The organism is Moorena sp. SIO4E2, from assembly GCF_010671945.1.
Classification (GTDB): domain Bacteria; phylum Cyanobacteriota; class Cyanobacteriia; order Cyanobacteriales; family Coleofasciculaceae; genus Moorena; species Moorena producens.
The window spans coordinates 1-1,629 of record NZ_JAAHIE010001134.1 but is presented as its reverse complement, the minus strand read 5'-3'; the positions used below and the strand labels follow the sequence as shown (position 1 = coordinate 1,629).

Annotated in this window: 1 protein-coding gene and 1 pseudogene; both read right to left on the bottom strand. The window is 42.3% G+C overall.

All coding sequences use genetic code 11. From position 1 onward, the window contains the following. Window positions 1–500: pseudogene (locus F6K37_RS41495) on the bottom strand (ABC transporter substrate-binding protein); the annotation flags it as partial. Window positions 501–509: 9 nt separating this feature from the next. Further along, entirely contained in the window at window positions 510–962 is a 453-nt protein-coding gene (locus tag F6K37_RS41490) for an ATP-binding protein (RefSeq protein ID WP_008191682.1), read from the bottom strand. Between the last annotated feature and the right edge of the window lie 667 nt (window positions 963–1,629).

The following is a 1,629-nucleotide window of genomic DNA, read 5'->3' as shown; positions in this document are numbered from 1 at the left end:
TTTTTTTGAGCCTCTGCTACTGCGGAAAATATCACTCGTTCCAGAATCGGTAATCCATCCCGAAACCAGGTTAATCCTCCTTCACCAATTTCAATGGCATCATCAACAATTCTAGTCACATCATCACGAGTTACCTGCCACTTTTGTTCAGTTCTAGCTTGAGCAAACAGTGCATGACATAGGACCTGAGTGAAATAGGGATGACCTGATGTTAATGCTAAGATAGCATCGATTGCCTCCGACTCGTAGGTCAAAGACCCCTTAGCTGGTTCAGTAATTAACTCTGTGGCACTTCGTTCACTGAGCAAGCCAACTTTTTGGCTAGGAGCACCTTTAAATAATCCCAGCAACTTGGGCATATCATCCAGTTGCCGTCCTATAAACGGAATAATAAATAATCGCTGATCTTGTTCGATTAGAAATTTTAAATAATGGAAAAACGTTTCAGATGAAGACTCCTTTGATGAAGCAAGCTCTGAGGTATAATAGTTACTACTCAACACATCAAATTAATCTAGCAACAACACCAGCTTTTTATACCCTAATTCTTTATAGACTTTTGGTAAAAAGCTATCTGCAAAAAGATTCGGATTGGTTTCTAATTCCGTAATGCTTGGTAGATTAATAGGGTCAGATTCTAGCTGAATTTGTTTAATAATAGCTTGTCCTAAACTGTATAGAACACGGCTAAGGGATAACTGACTTTTGTCCTGTAGATCAAACTGAACAAACACAAATTCATCTTGCCCAACAAAATTGGGAATTTGTTTAAGTACAGTGGATTTACCAATACGTCGTTGACCATGGAACAAAATTACCTGTACGCCCTGCTGGAGGTTGTCCTCAATGAATTCAAACTTGTTGCGTCTACCGAAAAATAATTCTGGTTCAGAAATGGGACGACCAACAATGTAAGGATTTCTTCTAATATAAGGATTTTTCCGAACAGTTGCACTAGTCATGTTGGCTTTCTTCCCAGTTACGTTGTAAGGATTCAGCTATCAGCATTCAGCTATCAGCATTCAGTTATCAGCTATCAGCTATCAGCTATCAGCTATCAGCCAAGACCTGTGGCCACCCTACTTGAGGTGCGAACAGCTTTTGAATAAAATAAGCTGACGGCTGACTACTGTTCGCGTAGCGTGCGCGTAGCGCATATACTTAGATGGGCTTTTCCCCAGACTTTAAATGGGTGCATCTCCTAGAAGCTATTTTAACCGGTGGTGCGTTACGGGGGGGCTGTTCCAACGCTAGCTACGAGGAGGCAAATTAGGGCGAGCCCCCCTAACGCACCCTACTCAAAATTTACTACGCAAACGAGGTTTATTTTAAGCTGACAGCTGACAGCTGACAGCTGACGGCTGAATACTTACACTCACCCAATTAAGAACTGCTATATAGTATCACCACAAGCTCAGGAGAGCAACCTTAGTTTATCCGCTAATTGCGCCTTTTGGAAGAGCAGCTGTAACTTTTCCAATCCATTCTAGGATAGATGGCACCTGGTGCAACATTTAACCTCTCTAAACCTACCCATCAGCAGGAATGATCTGTATAGCACCAGGTGAAAACCTGGTGGTTGTTGCCGACAAAGCGCGGATCATTATGTTCCGCGCGCCATTCCAATCC

Coding starts and splice junctions, on each gene's coding strand:
- F6K37_RS41490 (WP_008191682.1), bottom strand. CDS start 962: ATGACTAGTGCAACTGTTCGGAAAAATCCTTATATTAGAAGAAATCCT.